Origin of the sequence: Clostridium kluyveri, assembly GCF_001902295.1 — a bacterium.
Lineage (GTDB): Bacteria > Bacillota > Clostridia > Clostridiales > Clostridiaceae > Clostridium_B > Clostridium_B kluyveri_B.
On record NZ_CP018335.1, the window covers coordinates 3,813,328 to 3,830,726 of the forward strand.

Genomic DNA, 17,399 nt, shown 5'->3' on the forward strand with positions numbered 1-17,399 from the left:
TAATTCGTTACGAACAGGTGGTGTTATTATTGAACATATCCGAAGCTACAGCTAAAAGAATTATTGAATTATGCAAAGACAAAAATATTAGTGTAAATAAGCTCTCTTCTCTATCAGGGCTTACACAGTCAACAGTAGATAGCATAATTAATGGTAAAAGTAAGAATCCTCAACTTAAAACAATTTTAAAAATATGCTATGGGGTTGAAATTCCTCTGTATGAGTTTTTCAAATCACCTGTTTTTCAAAATATTGATATTGATATTTAAAATAAACTGAAAGGATATGATTTCATGGATAAAGAAACCTTATCTGCTATCAAGCAGCTACTGCAAGAAGAACTGTCTCCAATAAAATCTCAGCTTGATGAAAACACCCAAATACTTAAAGCTCTTGAACATAAAGTTGACATTGTAAAAGCCGAGCAAGAAAACATGAAGCATAATTTAGCCAATATTTCCGGCGACATACAATCAATAAAAAAAGATGTTAATATACTATCAAAAGATGTAGCTTTCATTGAAACTGCAACTGGTAAAAACATAATGGATATAGCCTACCTTAAATCTGCCAAATAGATCGAACTATATCTTTAATATTCAGATTGAAGTTAAGTGGTTACTGCTTGTTCTAATTTTGCTAATTACACTACTTCTTTTTGAATTTTAGTTTCTTCAAAAGCAACTTTCGTATTAAAAAAAATTGCATCTATTGTTTCTGGAGATAAATGTAATAACTGTTTTAAAATTTTTATCTCACTAGCTGTAAAATCTACTAATCCATTTTCTTTTTTTGAATATGTTGAAACATCCTTATTTAAAGCATTTGATAGATCTTTCTGGGTAAGCCCTGCTTTAACTCTCTCTGCCTTTAAAAGATTTGGTTTCATTTTCTATCACCTCGTTTCTTTGAAAACAACTTTATACTAAAATATTAATGCTTTTAAAGAAACTTGTCAATACTTTTCAAATAAAAAGTTTCTCGTAACGCAAAAATTATTTCTTTTCATGCAACATAGTTTATAATTAAATGTATTAGGGAGGGAGACTTAAATGGCTTCATTCGGAGATAGATTAAAAGAACTAAGAAAAAAATCAAATTTGACTCAACAAGAACTGGCAAATAAATTTTACCTCAATAAAAGCTCCATATCTAGATATGAAAATGATACACAATTACCCGAGCATAATATACTTGAAAAAATAGCCGATTACTTTAACGTTTCTATAGATTATTTACTAGGCAGGACAAATATACGAAACACCGAAAATACCTATGTAACACCCAAAGAACATGAAGATATAGAAGAAGTTGTGGAAGAACTAAGAGAACGATTACTAAATACAGAAAATTTTAAGATAGAAGGCAAGCCTGCTACCAAAGAAGATATTGAAACAATTTTGGATTCTGTTAAGGTGGGCATAGAAATGGCTAAGATTAAAAAACGTAGAAATCATGAATAAATAAAAATTCTCATTCTAAAATAGTTTGAGAATTTTTTTCGTGAAATTCTTGTAAAATATAGCAGGAAAATTGAATATCTTGTAGAATTTATACATTAAAACGTTTGAGGAGGTATATACAAAATGAAATTTTTAAAACAGGAATTATTAAAGAAAAGTATGAAAACGATGGGTTATCTATCTTTATTTTTAGCAGCAATAGTTATGATTCCAACATCTTCAATGGTTGGTCACCAGCCAAAATGTCCTGATGAACTTTTAAAATAATATATAGTTGTGATATCTTAAAGAATAAACTTTTAACACGTAAAAGATATTATGTAGTAAAAATTAATTAAAATGTAACCATATACAAAAGTTAAAAAACAAAGACAAGATAAATACTTTATTAAACTCAAGTAAATTCACTAATAAAGAAATATTTGCTGTGAGCCAACAACTGGACAAACTTATTATTACTTATTATGAACTTAATTTCCTAGATTCTTTAAAAAATAAAACTTAAGAAATTAAGTTTTATTTTTTGTAAAATATAGAGGGGTAATTCAATATATTGTAGAAATTATAATTAAAGTATTTTTAGTCGCAGTAACCCAAAAACAAATTTTTAAGAACAAAGGAGGCTTTACATGTCTATAATAAAAGAAATAGTATTAGATACTATAGAGGTATTACTTCTTTTAGGTATTTTCGAAGCATTATATAGTAATAAAAAATTTGTAATTAATCATAAAATTAAAACGGGGTTATTTTATATATTGTTTGTTTTTGCAACTTATTGGAGTACATTTTATATTCCACTAGTCTATCACACATTGTTTCTTATAGTATTTGACATTCTATTACTTGCCTTTATTACAAAGATAAAGATTTTTCATTCTACAATTATAGTTTCCTTATTTTTCACAATAATATTCACTACTGAATCTTTTACTGGAATTATTGAAATGCTTATATTTAATATAAGTTTAAATCAAATTATTTTGAATCCTAGGTATATTAATATTTTTATAATAACCTCTAAAATATTACAAGTACTTATTGTAACTCTAATTTTTAAATTTAACTTATATTTTACTAAACTTAAACTATTTGAAAAAGAAGGAGTTGTATTTGCTAATTTAATACTTGAATTAGAAGCGTTCACTTTCTTTATATTTTGTGTCAACTATGGTATTTTTCATATAAAAAACGTTCAAACCTATAATATTATTATTTTTATTATCTATTTCATATTTTTAATAGCAAAATTCAGAAACTTAAAAGAAAAGCAACTGGCTGTAAATATAAATATTAATTACAAAATTCAAGAACAGCAAATTAAAAATATGGAAGAAATAATAAGCATAATAAGACAGGAAAAACATGATTTTGCCAACCATATAAATGTTATACAAGGACTATGTTTATTAAACAAGCCTGATACCGTAGAGAAGATAGATAGTTATGTACGAAAAATTTCAGGTACAATACATTCCTCTTTTAGGTATTTGGATACAGGTAATGATTACATAGACGGTATGTTATCCATAAAAAATAACTATGCAATGAAAAATAATATTGATTTTAAAGTTATAATTGATGAATCTTTCAGCTCAATAAAAATCAGAGCAGATGAATTGATAAGTATTATAAGTAATCTCATAGACAATGCATTTGAAGCATTCACTAAATCGGATGTGGAAAATAAGGAAATATCCATTACCACCTTTAAGGAAAACAGAAACTTTTGTATTGAGATAGCTGATAATGGAGATGTTATTCCTGAAAATATAATAGAAAAAATTTTCAATAGAGGTTTTTCTACAAAAGTTAAACAAAATGATCTTCATGGCTTCGGATTGTATATTACTAAACAATTAGTTGAGAAAAATAATGGGACTATATCTGTAGAAAGTATTCCAGAAAAAACTAAGTTTGTGGTAAAGTTTAGAATGGATTAAATAGATAAATCTCTTACATAGAAAAGTAACTAAAATATGGTATAATATTAATTAAGAGAATAAAAATGTTTTTAGTTAGCCACCTTCCGGAATTTATCTCTTACAAAGAGGTCGTTACGGTTAATAGACAGCAGAGGAGGTGGCAAATTTGAGTGAAACTATCATTGCACTAGGATTTATATGTGCTACAGCACTTGGCTTAACAGCTATGGTGATTGTAGGAACATATTTTAAAGATAAGCTTGAAATTAAAGGTAAGTCTTCAGTTCATAAGTTAACTGAAAATGAAATTTCTATAACTGCTGAAGATAAAAACTCAAAAAACTAAAAATGCACCCTTCGCCAAGTAGTGCATTTTTAAACTAAAAACCTTATAAAACATAAACCGTAACGGCTTCTTTTAAATATATTATACCACAATTATATTAATTTTAAACTTATTTAATTATAAAAATAATCTATCGGATTTTATTGCTAAAATGAGGTGTATTTTTATGATAGCAGCCATATACTCTCGTAAATCCAAATTCTCTGAAAAAGGAGAATCCGTTGAAAATCAAATTGAAATGTGCAAAGAGTATCTTAGAAGAAACTACAGCAAAGTTGAAGATATAAGAATATATGAAGATGAAGGATTCAGTGGAGGAAATATAAACAGACCCGAATTCAAAAAACTTTTAATTGATGCTAAAAAAAATAAATTCAATGTTCTTATATGCTACAGGCTTGATAGAATCTCCCGTAATGTCGCTGACTTTTCCAATACCATTGAGGAACTTCAAAGACACAATATAGACTTTGTGAGCATAAAGGAACAGTTTGACACTAGTTCTCCAATGGGTCGTGCCATGATGAATATAGCTGCGGTATTCGCCCAGTTAGAAAGGGAAACTATCGCAGAGCGTATCAAAGATAATATGCTGGAGCTTGCAAAAACTGGACGTTGGCTTGGAGGCACTCCTCCATTAGGCTATAAATCGGAAGCAGTAGAATACTCTAATCAATATGGTAAAGATAAAAAGATGTTCAAGTTGAGCATAGTTCCTGAAGAAATAGAAACGGTAAAATTAATCTATAAATTATACTTAGAGAAAAGGGGCTTTGCGTCAGTAGCTACCCATATGTGTAAAAATAAATACAAGGGTAAAAATGGCGGGGAATTTTCAAGAGCTACAGTAGAACAAATTATAATCAATCCAGTATACTGTATAAGTGATGAAAATATATTTAAATGGTTTAAGGAACAGGATACTACGACATATGGTGTTCCAGACGGAATGCATGGACTAATGGTATATAATAAAAGAAAAGAAAGTGGTAAAAAACCAAATTCCATAGACCAATGGATCGTTTCAATAGGCAGGCATGAAGGAATTATATCTTCTGATATGTGGATAAAATGCCAAGACATATTAAGAGATAACAAGGCAAAAACCTCTCCTCGTTCCGGGACAGGCAACAAATTTCTTCTATCCGGTATGGTAGTATGCGGTGAATGCGGGTCTGGAATGGCTTCATGGTCCCATTATAATCAAAAAAGAGATTTCATGGAGAGATATTACAGGTGCAACCTTAAAAACAGAGCCAGCAACAGATGCAGTAATAAAATGCTTAACGCATATAAGGCGGAAGAATATATAGAAAATTACCTGCTTGGATTAGATATGGAAAGCTTAATCTCAACGTATAACGAAAAAGATAAACCTAAAGCAGATAAAGATTCTATAGTAAAAAAGCTTTCCAAATTAAAAAAACAGGTTGATGATAATAATAAAATAATTAAAGGTTTGGTAAGAAAGCTAGCCTTAGAAGAAAACATTGAATTAATCCAAACATTAAAAGAAGAAATAGGCGATACAAAAATAGAAAACAATGAATTGCAAAAACAAATAACAGAACTAACAAATTCTATGGAAGATTATGAAGTCAAAGAGGACTTTATAAAAATGATAGAAGAAGCTTTAATTAACTTTAAAAAGTTCTATAAATTAGTAGATGTAGACAGCAAAAGAATATTAATAAAATCTTTAGTTAAAAACATTATATGGCATGGGGAAAATGAAACCTTAGAAATAAATCCATTAATAAGTAATAAATCAACCCCTCAAGGTATTGTAAGAAGGCGTAATTACTAGTGTTGTGCCTTCTTGTGCTTTTGTAGTGGTTGCATCTGCGCCCTGTCCTGTCGTAAGTTCTATATCTATACCTTGTTCTTTAAAAAACCCCTGATTTATTGCCACATACATAGGTGCATAAAAGGTAGATCTGGCTACCTCATTTAATTTTATAGTAACTGTGGACTTGCTATTTTCTTTACTTTGGCTGCATCCAGTAAAAGCAGCTATTATAAATATAAAACACAATAAAATAGAACCAAGATACAGTTTTTTCTTTATCATATATCCTCCAAAACAATTTTAATATTAATTTATAATATGTAGGTTATTATAATTATGTTAAAATAATTTTTTACAAGCAATTATTGTATTTTAGTTGATTTTAATAAAAATATATACTATAATAGGGATATACAAATAATAATTATTTATTAATAATAAATAGGAGGTAAATAGTATGAATGCTTTAGAAATTAAAAAAGATATTTATTGGGTGGGAGCATTAGATCCAGATCTCCGAATATTTGATATAATAATGAACACTCCTTATGGAACTACTTATAATTCTTATGTTATAAAAGGAAGCCAAAAAACTGCTGTATTTGAAACTGCGAAAGAAAGATTTCTTGATGAATTTCTAGAAAGATTGAACTCTGCAAATGTAGATGTAAAAAATATAGATTACATAGTAGTAGATCACACAGAACCAGATCATTCAGGTTCTATAGCAAAATTACTAGATCTTTCACCTAATGCAAAACTTGTAGGTTCTGCTGCTGCTATTAGATTTATGAAAGCCATATCAAATAAAAAATTTGATTCTATTGTGGTAAAAGATGGAGATACTTTGGATCTTGGAAATAAAACCCTGCAATTTATTTCTGCACCATTTCTTCACTGGCCTGACTCCATATATACTTATGTTCCAGAAGATAATATATTAATTACCTGTGATTCTTTTGGAGCACACTATTGTAGTCCAAAGGTATTTAACGATTTAAATACGGATGAAAAAGGTTATATGGATGCTTTAAAGTATTACTTTGACGGCATAATGGGTCCTTTTAAACCCTATGTACTTGAAGCGATTGATAAAATTAAAGATTTAAAAATTGATATCATATGTCCGGGTCATGGTCCTGTTTTAAGAAAAGATCCTTTAAGAATAGTGAATTTATACAAGCAGTGGTGTACACCTGCCAAGCCAGGTAGTAGAAAATATATAGTAATACCTTATGTATCTGCTTATGGATACACTGAATCCCTTGCAAATAAAATAATTGACGGAATAAGAGATTTTGGAGATTTTGAAATAAAATCTTATAATGTAATTTATAGTGATATGAATGAAATAATAGAAAATATCGGAAAGGCAGATGGAATACTCTTTGGTTCTCCAACTATTAACGGGGATGCCCTAAAGCCAATTCTCGACATATTGATTTCTTTAAACCCTATAGTACACGGCGGTAAAGTAGCTGCTGCCTTTGGCTCTTATGGCTGGAGCGGTGAAGCTGTAAAAAATATTGAAGCCAGGTTACAGCAGTTAAAAATGAATTTATTAACTCCTGGACTTAGAATAAACTTCAAACCATCTGAAGATGAGTTAAATTCCGCTTATGAATTTGGGAAAAGTTTTGCAGAAAAGGTTAATCAAAATTCAAGTGAAGTGCTAGAGACTCCAGAAACTAAGCCTACAAAAAAATGGAAATGTACTGTCTGTGGTTTTATAGCCGAAGGTGATACTCCTCCTGCAAACTGTCCTGTATGTCATGTGGATGCAAGCAAATTTGTAGAAGTATAATATATATAAATTAAGAACTGTATATATGTACAGTTCTTAATTTATTAAACACTATGGAACTTTGGAATATTTTAAAAACCCATCCTTTATTTCCATTTTTACCATTCTCATTTCACAAAAATATTCAATATAAAGCCTCAGTACCTTATCTACCATTATATATTTAAGAGTATTGTTGACACAAATATTAAAGCTCTCTATGGCATTTTTAACGATATGCTCCATTGTCATGGTACCCTCTATAATATTATATAGCTTTGCCGCTATATTTCTATATAAGTTTATATTATCTTCTATAAGTTTTGTAATGTCTTCATAAATACCTTTATGTGCTACTATGTATTTTTCACATTTCAAATTATAAAGATTTGCCTTGCTTTTTAAGTCTTCACTCAGATTATATGTATAGGGCATTTTAGCATTTTCAATAACTTCATGACTTATTAGAGCATCACCTAAATATGCCACATTGTCAGGGGTCACAATACATATATGACCAGGACTATGTCCTACTGTATGAATAATTCCAAATTTGACACCACATACTTCTACATAATCCCGCTCCTCTGTAATTATAATATCTGTTTCACAAACCATATATTCCAAATGCTCTCTAATATCATATGTAGTATAGGTATTATATTGGTTATTATAATAAAATTTTAGATTATTTTCCGAATTACAGATAAAGGCTTCACACTCTGACATGGCAATAATACAATTATACTTTTTTTTAAGATACATATTATTTCCTGCATGATCTGCGTGAGCATGGCTGCATATTATGCCAACAGGTTGAAGGTCATTTGATTCTAGAACATTCTCTATTTTTTCCCTATCTACTTTATTAAATCCTGAATCCAACATAATAATTTTTTTATTGTCAATCTTATAAAAGGGTATATTAGTTTTCCCCATATCAATACAAAATGTATTTCCCTTTATTTCTTCTATTAACATATAATAATTTAGCAACCTATTTCAAATGTAAAGTTACTAAATCCTCCTCTCCCTTCATTGGATTATATGAAGAGTGAAGAAAAATTTTTCTTCACTCTTATCATTAAAAATCACACCTGTAAATATATTACTTGTTAGTATTTTCTGCAAGCACTGCTTTTGGAACAATTTTTTCTTTACAACTCTCTAATTCAACTTCATTTTCCATGGATTTAAATGCCACGGATAACATAAGCTTTAATCTATTTAACTGATTCACTTCACTTGCTCCCGGATCATAGTCTATTGCTGCAATATTACTGCCTGGATATATTCTTTTCAGTTCTTTTATCATTCCTTTACCTGTTACATGATTAGGTAGACACGCAAAAGGCTGCATACATACAATATTTTTAGTACCACCTTTTATAAGTTCTATCATTTCAGCAGTTAAGAACCATCCTTCTCCAGTTTGATTTCCAATAGACAATATTCTTGAGGCATCCTCTGCCAGCTTCCTAATATCAGAAGTTTCACTAAATCGCTGACTATTCTTTAATGCAGTTTTCATATGTCTTCTAAAATATTCAATAAACTTTATAGCACTATCTTTTATAATTTTATTAAAGTAACTTCCAGACAGATACTTATATTTAAATCCGGCATCGTAGGCACAGTACAAGAAAAAATCCATTAAATCAGGAACTACCACTTCTACTCCTTCACTTTCTAAAATATCCACAATATTATTATTGGCTGTAGGATGAAATTTCACCAATATTTCTCCCACTACCCCCACCCGTGGTTTAACTATAGATTTTATTTCTAGATTGTCAAAATCCTCTACTATATTATAAATATTTTCTTTAAATTCTCTGTGGTTTCCATTTACTACATTCTCCTTACATTTTTTCACCCATTCTTCATATAAGAGATTTGCAGAACCTTTTATTTTTTCATAAGGCCTTACTCTATATAAAACTCTCATAAAAAGATCTCCATATAGAAGTGCCATCATGGATTTATTCACAAGTCCCACAGTAATCTTAAACCCGGGATTTTTCTCCAGGCCCGCCACATTTAAAGATATAACTGGTATTTTCTCCATACCTGCTTCCTTTAAAGCTTTCCTTAAAAATCCTATATAATTTGTAGCTCTGCATCCCCCTCCTGTTTGAGACATTATAACAGAGGTGTTTTCCAGGTCATATTTACCTGATTTTAAAGCTTCTATCAACTGTCCTGTTACTATTATGGAAGGATAGCACGCATCATTATTTACGTACCTTAGACCTTCCTCTACAGCTTTTTTATCTACAGAAGGTAATATCTCCAAATTATAACCAGATTCTTTAAATGCCTCCTGTAAAAACTGAAAATGTATTGGTGACATCTGAGGACATAGTATGGTATGAGTTTTTTTCATTTCTTTTGTAAAAACTACCTTTTTATAGTCCTCCTGAACTTTATGGGGCTTAAAGGCATACTTTTCTCTTTCTTCAATAGCGGCCTTTAGAGAACGTATTCTTATTTTAACCGCCCCTAAATTACTTCCTTCGTCGATTTTTAATACTGTATATATTTTTTCATATTTATTAAGTATTTCTTGAACCTGATCTGTAGTAACTGCGTCTAAGCCACATCCAAAGGAATTCAACTGTATCAATTCTAAATTCTCCTGAGTTGCCACAAAACTTGCTGCAGCATAAAGTCTGGAATGATACACCCATTGATCCACTACCCTAAGTGGCCTATCTACCACTCCTAAATGAGCCACAGAGTCTTCTGTGAATACTGCCATATCATAGGAAGTTATTATATTTGATATTCCATGGTTTATCTCAGGATCCACATGGTAGGGTCTTCCTGCAAGCACTATACCTTTTTTCCCCGTATCTTTAAGATACTTTATTGTCTCTTCTCCTTTTGCTCTTATGTCCTCTTTCATCTTTTTCTGTTCTTCAAAAGCTTTTTCCAGTGCACTTGATATTTCTTTTTTAGATATATTGAATTCTTGTAATTCATCTCTAAGTCTTTTGGCAAGTCTTGTCTTATTATCCAGGGGCAAGAAAGGATTCTTAAAATTTACATTTTTTTCTCTTATTACATCCATGTTATTTTTTATAACCTCAGGATAAGAAGTTACCATAGGGCAGTTATAATTATTATCTGCTCCCTGTTGTTCTTTTTGCTCATAAGGTATACAAGGATAAAATATAAAATCTATTTCCCTGTTTATCAAATCCATTATATGACCATGAACTATTTTTGCAGGATAACAAGCTGACTCAGAAGGTATTGTCTCTATACCCATTTCATAAATATGTTTTGAAGAACGGGAAGATAATTCCACCCTGAAACCAAGTTCTGTAAAGAAGGTAAACCAAAATGGATAATTCTCATATAAATTCAAAACCCTAGGTATACCCACTTGTCCTCTTTTAGCTTCACTTTTTTTAATAGGAACATAGTCAAATGCCCTATGATACCTGTAATCAAAAAGATTTGGCACCTTTAAGGTATTGTTCTCTAAGCCGGCACCTCTTTCGCACCTGTTTCCTGATATAAATTCCTTTCCATCTGAAAACTTATTTATAGTAAGGAGACAATTATTTGAACATTTCCCGCACCTTCTCATATTTACTTCTGTAGTAAAATTATCTAATTCTTTTTCATTTAGCAGAGTACTTGTATGAACTCCATCATATCTTTCTTTTGCAATGAGTGCAGCTCCAAAGGCTCCCATAAGACCTGCTATATCAGGTCTTACTGCTTCCCTCTCAGATATTATTTCAAAAGCCCTCAATATGGCATCATTATAGAAAGTTCCCCCTTGAACTATTATTTTTTCTCCTAAATTTTTAGGATTTGTTATTTTTATCACTTTAAATAAAGCATTTTTTATAACTGAATAGGAAAGTCCTGCGGATATATCTCCTACAGAGGCTCCTTCTTTCTGGGCTTGTTTAACTCTAGAATTCATAAACACAGTACATCTAGAACCTAAATCTACTGGTTTTTGGGAATCTTGTGCAGAAACTGCAAAATCCTTCACATTCATATTCAATGATTTAGCAAAAGTTTCTATAAAGGATCCACATCCAGATGAGCAAGCTTCATTTAACATTATACTATCGATTATTCCATTTTTTACTCTAAGACATTTCATATCCTGTCCACCAATATCCAATATAAATTCCACTCCAGGCTGAAAAAATTCTGCAGCTTTATAATGAGCAACAGTTTCCACCTCTCCTATATCTATAGATAGTGCAGCTTTGGTAAGGCTTTCTCCATAACCTGTAACTGCAGAATTTACTATATTGGCGTCTTTAGGCAACTTTTTATATAAATCTTTTAATATATTCAGGGCAGATTTTAATGGATTTCCATTATTACTTCCATAAAAAGAATATAATAAATTGCCCATTTCATCTATAAGAGATGCTTTAGTAGTGGTAGATCCCACATCTATTCCTAAATAACAATCTCCACTGAAACTTTCTAAATCTTTTCTTTTTATTTTACTTTTGTCATGCCTTGCCTTAAACTGGCTAAATTCTTCTTTATCTTTAAAAAGAGGCCTTAATATCTGAATTTCATCTTTCAAGGATTTATTTAAGTCCGGTAATCTATCTATTAAATCCTTAAAAGAAATAATTTTTTCATTCTTTGAAGATAGGGCAGCCCCCATTGCCACAAAAATCTGAGAATTTTCAGGAAAAATTACTTCACTTTCGCTGAGCTTTAAAGTCTCTATAAATCTCTTTCTAAGCTCCGATAGAAAATATAAAGGTCCTCCCAGAAAAGCAACATTTCCTTTTATAGACTTGCCACAAGCAAGTCCACTTATAGTCTGATTTACTACAGATTGAAATATAGATACTGCAATATCTTCTTTTTTTGCTCCTTCATTTAAAAGAGGTTGAATATCAGTTTTGGCAAATACTCCACATCTGGCAGCTATAGGATAAATCACTTTATATTCCTTAGCTAGTTCATTTAACCCTTTTGCATCTGTTTCAAGAAGAGATGCCATCTGATCGATAAATGCTCCTGTACCACCTGCACAAGTCCCATTCATCCTCTGGTCAATTCCTCCATCAAAAAAAGTTATCTTGGCATCTTCACCTCCAAGTTCTATGGCTACATCAGTATCTGGAATAAATTTTTCTATGGTATTAGTACATGCTACTACTTCCTGAATAAATGGTATATCAAGCCACTTGGATACAGATAATCCTCCAGAGCCCGTAACCATGACAGTTATATTAGCATCTTTTAACTTTTCATAGGCATCTTTGATAACTTTAGCTATAGTACTTTTTATATCAGAAAAGTGTCTTTGATATTTACTATAGATTATACTGTCCTTTATATCTGAAACAACTATCTTTACCGTAGTGGAGCCTACATCTAGACCTACACGAAATAAATTTTTCATACTTAATCACCTTTTAAAATTAATAATTTAAACTGGATTTATAATCTTTAAAATACTAGGTATTTAAAAATATCTTAATTTGGAATAACCTCTTCTTGGATGTTAATATTTTCATTATGTACTATATAGTCCTAATGAAAAAAATAACCCTATTCTTGTATACGGTTAAATTATCAATACTAATACTCTGATTTATGTAATAAAAAATACTTTCACTTATATTATAACATATGTGCGTATATGTGCAATTCCAATATATCCTAATGATCATATTTGAGATAAAGCTGTAAAGTTCATAATATACCCGAAGACCTTTAACACTATATTATATCTATTCATATACTAAATTATATATTAATTTTTAACTAAACTTTAAATTATAAACTCTATAAGCTGTAATTACAGCTGATGTAAGGAGATGATATTTTGGACAAATTAACCCTTGACAATATCTATATGAACTATCATTCATTGAAAAATTCAACTAAAGCATTAGAAGATATAAGCTTTACTATAGAAAAAGGAGAATTTTTAAGTATAGTAGGCCCCTCTGGATGTGGTAAAACTACACTTTTAAATATAATAGCCGGTCTTATAAAACCCTCTTCTGGGGAAATATATATAGATAATGAAAAAATAACTTCATTTTCTCATAAAATGGGCTATATGTTTCAAAAAGACCAATTATTTGAATGGCTAAATATTTGGAATAATATATTGATTGGTATTAAAATACAGCATAAACCCATAAATGCCTATAAGACTAAATTAGAAACTTTATTGAAAAACTATGGATTGTGGGATTTTAGATATCATTATCCTCAGGAATTATCAGGAGGTATGAGGCAGAAGGTGGCTCTAATAAGAACCCTTGCCCTTGACCCTGAAGTATTGCTTCTTGATGAGCCTTTTTCTTCTTTAGATTATCAAACTCGATTAAATATAAGTGATGAAATCTTTAAAATAATAAAGAATGAAGGTAAAACTGCCATAATGGTAACTCATGATATCTCAGAGGCCGTATCCATGTCAAACAGAATTATAGTCTTATCTAAAAGACCAGCTAAAATAAAAAAAATATTCAATATAGTCTTTAAAGAACACCATGATTCTCCTTTAAAGTCCAGGGAAGATCCAGAATTTAGAATTTACTTTAACCACATATGGAAGGAGTTGAACTATTAATGGTGGATGACAGACAAGAACATGAACTCTATATAAAAAACATAAATAGAAGAAAGAAAAAAATTACACTATGCCGAATAATAATTTTAATAGCTTTTTTTGTTTTATGGGAAATTGCAGGAGATTTGGGATGGATAGATCCTTTTTTAACCAGTACTCCCTCTAGAATGTACAAAAATCTTATAGCCCTTTATCTCGAAGGAACTTTATTTACACATATTGGGATTACCTGTTTTGAAACAATATTAGGCTTTTTATTAAGTACAGCTCTTGGAACTTTAATTGCTATAATTCTTTGGTGGTCTGAATTTATTTCAGATATATTGGATCCATATATAGTAGTATTAAATGCCCTTCCAAAAGTTGCTCTGGCTCCTATAATAATATTTTGGGTAGGTAACGGAATTTCTGCTATTATTTTAGTTACAGTATTGATTTCCATAATTGTAACTATATTAACTGTATTAAATGGTTTTAAAGAAGTAGATAAGGATAAAATCACCCTTCTTAAAACCTTTGGTTCTTCAAAACTTCAGATCTTAACCAATCTTATAATACCTTCTTCAGTTCCTACTCTAATCTCCTCCTTAAAAATAAATGTAGGACTTTCCTGGGTAGGAGTAATAATGGGAGAATTTCTGGTGGCAAAGGAAGGCTTGGGATTTTTAATAATATATGGTGGACAAATATCTCAGCTGGACACAGTCATGGTCAGCATAATTATACTTTCAATATTAGCTTATGCCATGTATGCATCTATATCCTTTGCTGAAAAAAAACTTAGAAAACTAATATTTCATTAGTGCAAAATTGAGGTTTTAAAGAGAGCCTATAACTCTCTTTAAAACTTATATACCCCATAATTTTTTTACTTTTATCTATACTGCACTTCATAAAATCATTGGTATATTTTTTTAAAAAATGGATATAAATTTATTAAAGGACTATATAATTCCATATGAGACTTTTATTTCATTAAACTTAAGGAGGATTAAAATGAATTACTTTCAAAAGGCCAATGAATATTATAATACCAAAAACTATAAAAAAGCTATTGACCTATATGAAAAGGCCATACAGATAAAGGATAATGAAGCATCTTCCCTATATAACTCTGCAGTATGTTTTATAAAATTAAAAAAATATGAAAAAGCTATAGAACTGTTAAATTCCGCTATAAAGTTAAGGAAAGAGAGTAAATATTTTTTTAATCTGGGATATTGTTATGTAATGTTACATAATACTAAAAAAGCCCTTATATACTTTAATAATGCCTGGTGTCTCAATAATGATGATGCAGATTGTGAAAAAGCCATAAATACCATATTAAAAAATTACATAACAAAAACTAAATGAAACTAACTTAAAAATAAAAGAGTGGTTTGATTTACCACTCTCCTGCTATTTGCGAATCTCTATGATCAAGTTGAAATCTTTTGCTATTAAAATAGTCTCCTCCCTTATAAAAAGTTGTATCTACATTTATCCATTGATTACCTTCTGGAATATAAACCTGATTCCAAGCATGGCTCACCCAATTTATGCCATTAAATCCTTCCCCAGTTATAAGCCTCACTTTCATATTATTGGCCCTTGCCATAGCTACATAAAGACAAGCATAGTCAAAACAAATTCCCTTTTTAGAAGAAAAAGTAGGAATTGCCCCAGATTGTACATCAAAATCATTACTTAATACTTTAGTTGCTTTTTGATGATCATAACTTATATTGGTACCTATCCAGTTATAAAGTATTTCTGACCTTTCAGTAGTATTGCTTCCTTCTGTACCAAGGGCTTTAGCAAAAGTATTAATTTCCTGATTAGATTTTACACCTTCGTCTATGGTAACGCCATTATAGTATATAATACTACCTTCGTCATCTTTTAATCTACTTAAATCATTTACATTCTGCGTATCTTTTGAATTTGACTGTTTTATTACTATTTTAAAAGAATTGTTGATTATATTAGGCAGCTGCTTTGCAATATTAGAGTTAGTCACTGGGATTATTATTTCCCTGCATATAGAGTTGTAGGGTCTTGAACTTTCTAGGTATGTATTTAATTTGGAATTTATATTAAACATAGAAATTATATTCAATATAAAGGAAATTAAAAGTACATAACATATTGATCTAGGTAATTGAAAAATCATCCCCAATATCCTTTTAAAAATATTACTTTTAAATTTTAAAAATCCATCTATACTATCAATTAAAGGATATAGGGTTAAATAATTCATTAGATTTAATAGAAGTTTTATAATTCTGTAAACTATAAATATAAATACAGGAATTACAATTGCATATACCAAAAAACTGTTATTCTCAAAGTAGTTTCCAATATATTCAGGCAAAATATTGTATAAGTTATAGCTGTGCTGTATAAATATCTTTCTCCAGAAATATATCCCGGTTATCAAAGCTATTATAAAAGAAACATTTCTGTTTACATCGTCTATATCCAATTTTAAATCCTTAGAAGAAAACTTAAATAAAAACCCTTTTATAAGAGGATATAAAAATACCAATCCTATCAATATAGTTACGGGACTCGTGTTCAATAAAATCACCTCTAAACATCAAAAATTTCAAATTTACACTAAATTCCTATACCTAAAAATTAAGTTATTTTTGTAAGGTTACAAAAGACCTAATTTACTAAAATCTATATTAATTCTTTTAAAACACTTCTTATATTTTCCCATAAATATCCTCTTCTTAAAAGATACGCCCCTAATTTTTTATATATTTTAATTGGGTCATCTTCAGATTTTATTATTATACCATATCTTTTCTTTGCAATATTATATAATTCATCTTTATTATCTTCTTGAATATTATTTTTTTCCTCACTGCAATTATGCTCTTTTATAATTTTTTTTAGTATATACCTTACCAGATCAAAATCATATCCATTTTTTACCATATAATTACCCAGTTTATTATATACCTTATTTATGTTATTTTCACTTTTAATAATAAGATAATATTTCTTCTTTGCCATGTCAAAGGCAATTTTTTCTTCTAAAGAATTATCTATACTGTATAATTTTTCATCTATAATACTTTCTTTTATCCCTTTTTCAATTAGAGAATATTTAATTTTATTTCTTCCCTGGGAATGAATCTTCTCCTTTACATACATTTCGGCAAATTTATTATCATCTATAAAATTATATTCTTTTAAAAATTTTATACACTCTTTAACTATACCCTCATCAAAATTTTTAATTAATTTATCATACATCTGCTTTTCTGTCTTATATGACTTTTCTATTATGTAAAGGGCACTACGCTTACACCTTATGTAATTATCTTTATAAATTATATCTTTTAAATAATCTACGTCTAGTATTTTACCTTTACATATGTTATATTTATAAACAATTTCTGCACTACAGGAAAAAGCAAACTCTTCATTTAAATATATATTAACTCTTTTATTATTTCTCTTTTGTATCTCAACTTTAGTCACCGCATATTCATTCAAAAAAGCATACCT

General features: G+C 29.6%; 18 protein-coding genes. 12 read left to right on the top strand and 6 right to left on the bottom strand.

Annotation, left to right across the window (positions count from 1 at the left end; all coding sequences use genetic code 11):
- The first annotated feature begins 29 nt into the window (after positions 1-29).
- Both BS101_RS18600 and BS101_RS18605 read left to right on the top strand, forming a co-directional pair.
- Positions 30-269, top strand: a complete 240-nt coding sequence (locus BS101_RS18600; RefSeq protein WP_073540160.1) for a helix-turn-helix transcriptional regulator — start codon at positions 30-32, stop codon at positions 267-269.
- Between the two features lie 24 nt (positions 270-293).
- Positions 294-578, top strand: coding sequence for a hypothetical protein (locus tag BS101_RS18605; RefSeq protein WP_073540161.1), 285 nt, complete (start codon positions 294-296; stop codon positions 576-578).
- 65 nt (positions 579-643) lie between these two features.
- Here BS101_RS18605 and BS101_RS18610 read toward each other — a convergent pair whose 3' ends face one another.
- Positions 644-889: a helix-turn-helix transcriptional regulator gene (locus tag BS101_RS18610; protein ID WP_073540162.1), complete on the bottom strand. Its 246-nt coding sequence runs from the start codon at positions 887-889 to the stop codon at positions 644-646.
- A gap of 163 nt (positions 890-1,052) precedes the next feature.
- On the opposite strand from BS101_RS18610, the gene BS101_RS18615 reads away from it, so the two are divergent.
- From BS101_RS18615 to BS101_RS18640, 6 genes are all read left to right on the top strand, one after another.
- A complete protein-coding gene (locus tag BS101_RS18615) occupies positions 1,053-1,463 on the top strand; it encodes a helix-turn-helix domain-containing protein (protein ID WP_073540163.1) in 411 nt (136 codons plus the stop codon).
- A gap of 123 nt (positions 1,464-1,586) precedes the next feature.
- Positions 1,587-1,730 (top strand): cyclic lactone autoinducer peptide, encoded by a 144-nt coding sequence (locus tag BS101_RS18620; RefSeq protein ID WP_073540164.1) that lies wholly within the window; start codon positions 1,587-1,589, stop codon positions 1,728-1,730.
- A 109-nt stretch (positions 1,731-1,839) separates the two neighbouring features.
- Complete coding sequence (locus BS101_RS22455; protein ID WP_242951496.1) at positions 1,840-1,968, top strand: Spo0E family sporulation regulatory protein-aspartic acid phosphatase; 129 nt, start codon at positions 1,840-1,842, stop codon at positions 1,966-1,968.
- 124 nt (positions 1,969-2,092) lie between these two features.
- Positions 2,093-3,406 carry a sensor histidine kinase gene (locus BS101_RS18630; protein ID WP_073540165.1) on the top strand — a complete coding sequence of 438 codons (1,314 nt, stop codon included), beginning with the start codon at positions 2,093-2,095 and terminating at the stop codon, positions 3,404-3,406.
- A 139-nt stretch (positions 3,407-3,545) separates the two neighbouring features.
- The gene (locus BS101_RS18635; RefSeq protein ID WP_242951336.1) at positions 3,546-3,734 is read left to right on the top strand and encodes a hypothetical protein; all 189 of its coding nucleotides are present in this window, start codon (positions 3,546-3,548) and stop codon (positions 3,732-3,734) included.
- 166 nt (positions 3,735-3,900) lie between these two features.
- On the top strand, positions 3,901-5,541 hold the full coding sequence (locus BS101_RS18640) for a recombinase family protein (protein ID WP_073540167.1): 1,641 nt from the start codon (positions 3,901-3,903) through the stop codon (positions 5,539-5,541).
- On the opposite strand, the gene BS101_RS18645 is transcribed toward BS101_RS18640, so the two are convergent.
- A complete protein-coding gene (locus BS101_RS18645) occupies positions 5,503-5,805 on the bottom strand; it encodes an ABC transporter substrate-binding protein (protein WP_073540168.1) in 303 nt (100 codons plus the stop codon). The genes BS101_RS18640 and BS101_RS18645 overlap by 39 nt on opposite strands.
- A gap of 175 nt (positions 5,806-5,980) precedes the next feature.
- On the opposite strand from BS101_RS18645, the gene BS101_RS18650 reads away from it, so the two are divergent.
- Entirely contained in the window at positions 5,981-7,327 is a 1,347-nt protein-coding gene (locus tag BS101_RS18650) for a flavodoxin domain-containing protein (protein WP_073540169.1), read from the top strand.
- Between the two features lie 51 nt (positions 7,328-7,378).
- Here the strand turns inward: BS101_RS18650 and BS101_RS18655 are convergent, their stop codons facing one another.
- Together BS101_RS18655 and BS101_RS18660 are read right to left on the bottom strand one after the other, a co-directional pair.
- Positions 7,379-8,287 (bottom strand): MBL fold metallo-hydrolase, encoded by a 909-nt coding sequence (locus BS101_RS18655; protein ID WP_073541425.1) that lies wholly within the window; start codon positions 8,285-8,287, stop codon positions 7,379-7,381.
- A gap of 127 nt (positions 8,288-8,414) precedes the next feature.
- Positions 8,415-12,710, bottom strand: a complete 4,296-nt coding sequence (locus BS101_RS18660; protein ID WP_073540170.1) for a 2-hydroxyacyl-CoA dehydratase — start codon at positions 12,708-12,710, stop codon at positions 8,415-8,417.
- A gap of 426 nt (positions 12,711-13,136) precedes the next feature.
- On the opposite strand from BS101_RS18660, the gene BS101_RS18665 reads away from it, so the two are divergent.
- The 3 genes from BS101_RS18665 (at position 13,137) to BS101_RS18675 (ending at position 15,251) form a co-directional block, all read left to right on the top strand.
- Positions 13,137-13,895 carry an ABC transporter ATP-binding protein gene (locus BS101_RS18665; protein ID WP_073540171.1) on the top strand — a complete coding sequence of 253 codons (759 nt, stop codon included), beginning with the start codon at positions 13,137-13,139 and terminating at the stop codon, positions 13,893-13,895.
- Positions 13,895-14,698 (top strand): ABC transporter permease, encoded by an 804-nt coding sequence (locus BS101_RS18670; RefSeq protein ID WP_012103659.1) that lies wholly within the window; start codon positions 13,895-13,897, stop codon positions 14,696-14,698. Before BS101_RS18665 ends, BS101_RS18670 begins: the two co-directional genes overlap by 1 nt.
- Before the next feature lie 193 nt (positions 14,699-14,891).
- Positions 14,892-15,251, top strand: coding sequence for a tetratricopeptide repeat protein (locus BS101_RS18675; RefSeq protein ID WP_073540172.1), 360 nt, complete (start codon positions 14,892-14,894; stop codon positions 15,249-15,251).
- A gap of 31 nt (positions 15,252-15,282) precedes the next feature.
- Here the strand turns inward: BS101_RS18675 and BS101_RS18680 are convergent, their stop codons facing one another.
- On the bottom strand, positions 15,283-16,458 hold the full coding sequence (locus BS101_RS18680) for a transglutaminase domain-containing protein (RefSeq protein WP_073540173.1): 1,176 nt from the start codon (positions 16,456-16,458) through the stop codon (positions 15,283-15,285).
- A gap of 104 nt (positions 16,459-16,562) precedes the next feature.
- Complete coding sequence (recX, locus tag BS101_RS18685) at positions 16,563-17,387, bottom strand: recombination regulator RecX (RefSeq protein ID WP_073540174.1); 825 nt, start codon at positions 17,385-17,387, stop codon at positions 16,563-16,565.
- Between the last annotated feature and the right edge of the window lie 12 nt (positions 17,388-17,399).

What these genes read in the sequence shown, in the direction of transcription:
- BS101_RS18645 (WP_073540168.1), bottom strand. Translation starts at nt 5,805, where the DNA reads ATGATAAAGAAAAAACTGTATCTTGGTTCTATTTTATTGTGTTTTATA.
- BS101_RS18630 (WP_073540165.1), top strand. Translation starts at nt 2,093, where the DNA reads ATGTCTATAATAAAAGAAATAGTATTAGATACTATAGAGGTATTACTT.
- BS101_RS18610 (WP_073540162.1), bottom strand. Translation starts at nt 889, where the DNA reads ATGAAACCAAATCTTTTAAAGGCAGAGAGAGTTAAAGCAGGGCTTACC.
- BS101_RS18670 (WP_012103659.1), top strand. Translation starts at nt 13,895, where the DNA reads ATGGTGGATGACAGACAAGAACATGAACTCTATATAAAAAACATAAAT.
- BS101_RS18660 (WP_073540170.1), bottom strand. Translation starts at nt 12,710, where the DNA reads ATGAAAAATTTATTTCGTGTAGGTCTAGATGTAGGCTCCACTACGGTA.
- BS101_RS18650 (WP_073540169.1), top strand. Translation starts at nt 5,981, where the DNA reads ATGAATGCTTTAGAAATTAAAAAAGATATTTATTGGGTGGGAGCATTA.
- BS101_RS18615 (WP_073540163.1), top strand. Translation starts at nt 1,053, where the DNA reads ATGGCTTCATTCGGAGATAGATTAAAAGAACTAAGAAAAAAATCAAAT.
- BS101_RS18605 (WP_073540161.1), top strand. Translation starts at nt 294, where the DNA reads ATGGATAAAGAAACCTTATCTGCTATCAAGCAGCTACTGCAAGAAGAA.
- BS101_RS18675 (WP_073540172.1), top strand. Translation starts at nt 14,892, where the DNA reads ATGAATTACTTTCAAAAGGCCAATGAATATTATAATACCAAAAACTAT.
- BS101_RS18620 (WP_073540164.1), top strand. Translation starts at nt 1,587, where the DNA reads ATGAAATTTTTAAAACAGGAATTATTAAAGAAAAGTATGAAAACGATG.
- BS101_RS18640 (WP_073540167.1), top strand. Translation starts at nt 3,901, where the DNA reads ATGATAGCAGCCATATACTCTCGTAAATCCAAATTCTCTGAAAAAGGA.
- BS101_RS18655 (WP_073541425.1), bottom strand. Translation starts at nt 8,287, where the DNA reads ATGTTAATAGAAGAAATAAAGGGAAATACATTTTGTATTGATATGGGG.